Below are 6,074 nucleotides of genomic sequence, written 5' to 3' on the forward strand. Positions count from 1 at the left end.
GCTTGTGCCCTTGTGCCGGCCCGGGCGACGCCGACGCGGCATCGAGCCGCTGGGAGCGCCGGCTTTCAGCCGGCTTCGCGACGCCGGGGGCTCGATGCCCCCGGCGTGCGATCGACTGCGCTGGAGCAGGGCGACTGCCCGCCGGGCGGGAGACTGCGCTTGCGCCCTTGTGCCGGCTCGGGCGACGCCGACGCGGCATCGAGCCGCGCCGGCGCCGAGCCGGCTGGAAAGCCGGCGATCCCAGTCGGCCGCGCGTCGGCGAGACCGTTGGGATTCCGGTCCCGGTCCCGATTTCAGGTCGGAAGGATGCACTAAGCCGCTGCTGTTTGGTTCTAAAATCCGAGGATCGCCCGGGCTCTGACCCCTTTGCCGGACCCGTTCTGCGAGGAGTCGGGTGCCGAACCGTCGCATGGCAGAAATATTGCGGCACCGCCGGGAAACCAGGCGGCAAACAGATAAAGCAAACATCTGCCTAAACGACGGCAAGGCCCCGGCTTACTCTCCGTTTACTTAATCTATTGACCACGTGTCTGCGAGGCCGGCCCCGGCTTGCCTGCCTTAAGCATCGCGACTCGCCAAGCGACTGTCATTGAATTGCTCGTTGCGAGCATCTGACGTGTTTCCTTATCCTCCTGAGCGGCCGAATCTCCGAGATCACTAATCCCTTTTACTACTGCGATCGACACACTACCATTCTCTATTCGGCAATTATGAAAGGCTTTGAAGATGGCGAAGGACTCCATTTCTACAACAACCGCGTCTGGGGGCATAATGTTCAAAATATCCAATCTCAACTCAGATCTCTCCCCGCGAAAGAAAGCATGTCCCGAAATAAAGTCTTTCCTTGTGACTACCCGCAAGTCCGCAAACTCGCCGTTGTCGTTCAGCATCTCGATATTCCGCACTATCGAGGCATCGCCACTGTGCCGCATCAGATCGTAGAGTACGCCATCATCGCGTACTTCGCGCTGTTCGTAATCGATCGCGGAGCGTGCTACGAATACGAGGTTTGCCGCAGGCCTAATTCGCTCCGCGACCAAACTTGCACACCCCACGAAGAACACAACATCGGCTGCTAAATTTAGCACAATACGGCGAAACAAATCCTGCGCATCAAGCCCCCCGGTGTTGTCGGCCCTAACGGCAAGAAACCTAGAGATATTGCCCCCCACACTGCACTCCAACGCTTGGCGAGGGATGATATCGTCGTACTCAGGTGCTAGCTCAACGCCTAGATCCCTCGCCTTCTTTTGCATAAACTGTGCAACGGCCCGGCCTTCTCTTTCGTTAGCTGTTGCGAAAACAAAATTTCTTGTAGACGGCGAAACTGGTAAAGGTGTGAGATTATCGTGTGACAGAACTCGGTCGACGCGAGCCAGCAAACTCACCAGCGTGACATGGGAAACCGGCTTCCTCAAATAATCAATCTTCTCACCATACTGAACACACCTCTTCGCGAAGACATCCGCAAACTCAGACTCATCCTGTGCGGACATCAAAACTATGTACTTCTCGGAAATCGCAAAACGCGGTTCGCGCTCCAGATAGTCAACAACTTCCGCGCCATCATGGTGTGGATTCAGAAAATAGTCGATAAACAAAATATCGAACTTCTCCCTTCTGAGAGCCTGCAAAGCGCTGAAAGGGGTAAGTGCGGTAACGATACTGAGGGTAATCCCAACAGTCCCGGCCGCGCGACGCAACCCAGCGGAAAAACTGCAAAGGAATGTTTCGTCGTCGTCAAGGATCAGAGCAGCGTACTCATTCATAGTCAAACGGCCTTTTTGGACAAAAACTCGATAAGGAACTGCGGATCAACTGGCTTCTCTAGGAACTCCGCGCGAATCTCGGCTTTCACCCGCTGTATCTCTTCGTCGTTCCTAGCGATCGCAGAAAAGAGAAGCAGTATTGTTTCCGGGCTAATGCGTCGAATTTGTCGAGCAGTTTCGATGCCAGAGATCCCCGTCTCCAAATTGATATCGATAATTGCGGCGAAGGGAGTGCGCACTTTGGCGCATCGGATGGCTTGAATACCAGAAGTGGCGATAGAAACGTCAAAGCGAGATTGTAACGAAGCCGCTAGACTTTCAGCAACGCTGCGTAAGTCGTCTACCACGATAAGGCTTGCTTTCTTCAACATCTGGCTGACCTCTAGGACAGTGTGGGGTAATTCAAGTCTGAGGAACCGGCCCCAGAGGAATCGACAAATGCTGTATGGTACCGTGCTCCGTCCAGGCAGATGTGGTTTTGACGACAATAATTGCACCGCCATTCAAGTTTAATAATTTCTTTATGATTATCCCGCCTAGTCCATGGTCCTTGCCCGTCCTATCTGAGCATCGCTCAACGTATAATTTGTGCTGGAGGTAAATGTCAATTCCTGCCCCGTTATCTTCTACCTTTATCATCGCCCTCGAATTCTCTCGCCTTAGCAACTCAAATTTAATCACTCGGTGGTAGGAGTCTTCTTCGTTAAGCAAAAAACGCTCTATTGCCACCTTCTCGGTCGCACGCAACGCATTGCTTAGAAGATTACGAATAATGAGTCGGAAATGCGCTCGATCAAAAAATACAATTGTCCCGCGGAGTCTCGGATCAAAGATCAAGCGTACTCTGTCCTCGGGTGACAGTATTCTACGTACTGAGTCGAGTTCTTCCTGGAGCGCAGTGCCAATGCAAAAGAAGTGCGGCTCAGGCTCGACATCCATCGCGCGGATGTCATCGATCGCTTCGTTCATGTTTCCGATGTGCGTCTCAAGCCTCGCCAAGACGTCTGCTACGTGCGAGAACACGTCCAGATCGGAATTGGGTGTAGTGTTGGTTAATCTTTCGCTGGCCTGCGTCAACGCGTCGGATAGACCCGCCGTGTCGCTCTGCTTCAGTTGGTGCCGCAAAAAATCCAGTAATGCTCGATCGCTGATCATCGGTTGCAAGAAGTTGCGCAGGTTGTCGATGGTTCGGCGTCTAAAGGAACTCTCGATCGAACGAAGATCCATATCAACGATGGATGTCTTCTGCAACGCTTTCGCAAAGTCTTCGTATGTTTTCATCTTGCGCTCGAATGCAGCTTCCCCTCCTTCTAAGACGGCTAACATTTGCTGGACTACCTTTCGCTCTGCCATTGATCCTCGAACAATAATGGACCCGGAATCTCCTGCGGTTTCGAATACCGTTAGGTTGGCGTGAGGAAGTGCCATAGCCAGGTGTGAGCTATGGGTTACGATAAAGATAGACCGACCGGGAGCCAGCAACTGAACCATCGGGGCAAGAATGTTGATAACGGAGAATGTATCAAGGTTATCCTCTGGCTGGTCAATTACTAGTGTTCGAGCTTCGGTCAAGCGCAGCGTTAGCACAAGAATGATCCCGCTCTTTTGGCCGAATGAAAGCTGATGAAAAGGCCGATATACGGCTCCTTGAAGCATTTCGACGTTTACAGTCGGGGCAATTGCTCGCTCCGCATAGTCTTCCGGTCCCTCAGAAAGAAGTTGCATTTCTCGCATCATTTCGCTGATCGGTCCTCTATATCCCGTCGCGATTTGCTGGAGTGCTGAAATGGGTTGATCCATGGTCACGGCCAGCAACTCATTGTATGCCTCTTTGATGCGCTTCAGTGCATTGATTCTTAGTACCATTTCCGCGATCGAGTCTTCAGCTTGGTCCGTGAATATGCGGAACACAAAGCTCGACTCTTCGCGTAGCGTCTTGTTGATATCCTGGCAGTGTCCTTCTTGCAGGTTTATTAGCGCGACGCGCTGCTGTAGAAGGCTTTGGTAACGTTTGACCTGTTTCTGCAATTGGTCATCATAGACCGGTAGAGCGTCATAGATTTCGACGATTTGGCGAATGATCCGCAATCGGCGCTTCAAGAACTCCATGATGCGATTGCGCCGTTGGTGTTGGTTGAGTGGGGAGGCAGGAGCCGCGCCTTCGGCCGGGTCTTCGGAGGGACGCTGTGTGGCCACGGCGGCGCTATCTAGGCCGTTTAGGTCGATGAGCGATTCACGGAGAAAGCCAGCGATCCGTCCCACGAACAAGCATAGAAAGCCTTCTCGGCCCGCATTTAGGAGTTCCGGGATTGGTTGTCCAGGTAGTTCGAAGGAAACAAGATTGTAGTCGAACAACCACGCTTCTATGGCGTCTATAAATAAGGCGGTTTTCATCGTTTCGAGTTCCGCCAAATCTTCGGAGGCGGAACGAAGCGCCAGTTGAAAATCGTCGAGAGCGAGCGGTAACGTGGCTAATTGAAGTTCCTTTGTCTGCACCGCGTTTGTTTGGAGTTGGCTAGCGAGTTTCATTCGAGCCTTGTATAGTGCCGGATATAAGCGGTCGAGCAGGTTATTAAGCGCGAGTTGCTCTTCGTCTGCTATCCGGAAAACCTCGCCCTGACGCAGTAGCAGTACCTGATCGTCGCGGAGGGTACATGAGCCAAGCGTCTCCTGCGTTGCCGTCCACGTAGTGTCTTGTTGGCGATAAAACTCGTACCCTCTCTTTGTTTCAGCATAGAAAGCGCTTATCGAGATGCCGTCAGAGAAGAAACAGGCGTATCTAGCAATTCCGAGTTCGCGGAGGGTGTCACGGATTTTGCGTGCCCGCGATGTCTCATGCGCCTCTGCGCCTGATAGCATGGCGAGCAGCGATGAGATTAGTGTTCTGGTGCGCTCGGTTTCGGAGTCTGAGAGCAACGCCAGGAGCTGGGCGGTCGTAGATTTTCCCGATCCGCGGTCGCCGATTGCGATGTTTAGTCCTGCGCGTACGTCGTAGGAGAACAGCTCATCGTCGGTTCCGCGAAGGAACCCGCCTTCGGAGACAATACCGATTATCCTGGGGCGTGCGGGTTGATCGATAATGGGATGAAGTCGCCGAAGCAGGGCATTGATGTCGGCGTCAGAAAGCTCGAAGCGATACGGACCAAAGGGTCCTCCGTAGTCGATGTCGTGGGCTCTTTGCCTATACTTGTACCAATCGATCCTGCCGCCTGTAAGTGCAAACACAATCTCATTTGCATCTTTGCGGGAGATAGGCCTTCTAGAAGAAACAGTAGGCAAGCCTCGCTTTCTTATCACGCGGATCAGTTCCGCAGCAGTGCCGAAGTGAGTCTCTTCAAGTAGATCGTCGAAGTCGAGCTCATCAGGATGCATAGGGCAGGGCTCGCGTAGAAGATACCATTCGGTCGTATCGTGTTCTCGGGGTCGTTCCTTAAGTCCGGTCGCGGCTTTAAGTGTTGTCGCGGCAGCTCTCACTGGTAACATGGGAGAAGCGACCGCCTTGCGGAACATGTACCAAGAGACCTGGTTTGGCTCGCTGGACCGCGCTCCCTGTCACCGACTGGCTGGGTGGAGAATTTGCGTTCGATGCCGGCGTTGATGGGCTCTCGCGTGAATACCGGTATGTGATTAGGAATAGCGGTCGTCTGGGCTCGCCAATAACTGTGGAGTCATTTTCGGCCGGTATACTTTCGACGTTACGGGCTAAGTAAATGGCTCCGACATGTACGGCTCGCGATGCCGTCGCGGGCTTCTCCTGTTGATCTCCGCAAGTGCCAGCCTGCTCTGGCAATGGGCAGTGCGCGCGTGGATCTTGATTTGGTCACGGGAAAGAACACGAGTATCCGTCGGCGAGCGGCAGGGAGTGCAGATTGCTCCGGCAGCGCGATGCGCCTAACTCTTGGTCACGCTTCAGAAACAAGTTAAACGACTGATCAAGAGAATCCACTCGCGTCAATCACGTAGTTCCACTGCCCGCGAACGTCATCGTGACGAATGAAGTTATCCTTGATATCGCGAAACGTGTCGGAGCATTTGCGACCGATCACATAGACCTTGTCAAGAATGCGCGCGGTGACACGTAGACCGGTTTGCGTGCGGGCATTCTCCACCGTTTCTAGAGCGGTCCTGGCAGAATCGAGCATCACACCGCTCCAGGCACGCTTGACCTGGCTGAAGAGACGGTGTTCGATCGGATTCCACTTCGAGGTATAGGGCGGATAGTGCGCGATACGCACACGCAGTCCGAGACGCCGGGTGAGCTCGATCATGTCCTCCTTGAAACGCAGGGAGCGGGCTGCGTTGGCG

The 6,074-nt window shown here is 53.7% G+C and carries 3 protein-coding genes and 1 pseudogene; all 4 read right to left on the minus strand.

Annotated elements, in window-relative coordinates:
* Positions 1 to 515 precede the first annotated feature (515 nt).
* Positions 516 to 1,769 carry a response regulator gene (locus tag ML01_RS28150; RefSeq protein ID WP_082674701.1) on the minus strand — a complete coding sequence of 418 codons (1,254 nt, stop codon included), beginning with the start codon at positions 1,767 to 1,769 and terminating at the stop codon, positions 516 to 518.
* Between the two features lie 2 nt (positions 1,770 to 1,771).
* A complete protein-coding gene (locus ML01_RS28155) occupies positions 1,772 to 2,140 on the minus strand; it encodes a response regulator (RefSeq protein WP_162268119.1) in 369 nt (122 codons plus the stop codon).
* Between the two features lie 31 nt (positions 2,141 to 2,171).
* Entirely contained in the window at positions 2,172 to 5,141 is a 2,970-nt protein-coding gene (locus tag ML01_RS28160; protein ID WP_162268120.1) for an ATP-binding protein, read from the minus strand.
* A 560-nt stretch (positions 5,142 to 5,701) separates the two neighbouring features.
* Positions 5,702 to 6,074: pseudogene (locus tag ML01_RS26320) on the minus strand (ISAzo13 family transposase); the annotation flags it as partial.

Origin of the sequence: Thiohalocapsa sp. ML1 (assembly GCF_001469165.1) — a bacterium.
In the GTDB taxonomy this organism is placed as follows: domain Bacteria; phylum Pseudomonadota; class Gammaproteobacteria; order Chromatiales; family Chromatiaceae; genus Thiohalocapsa.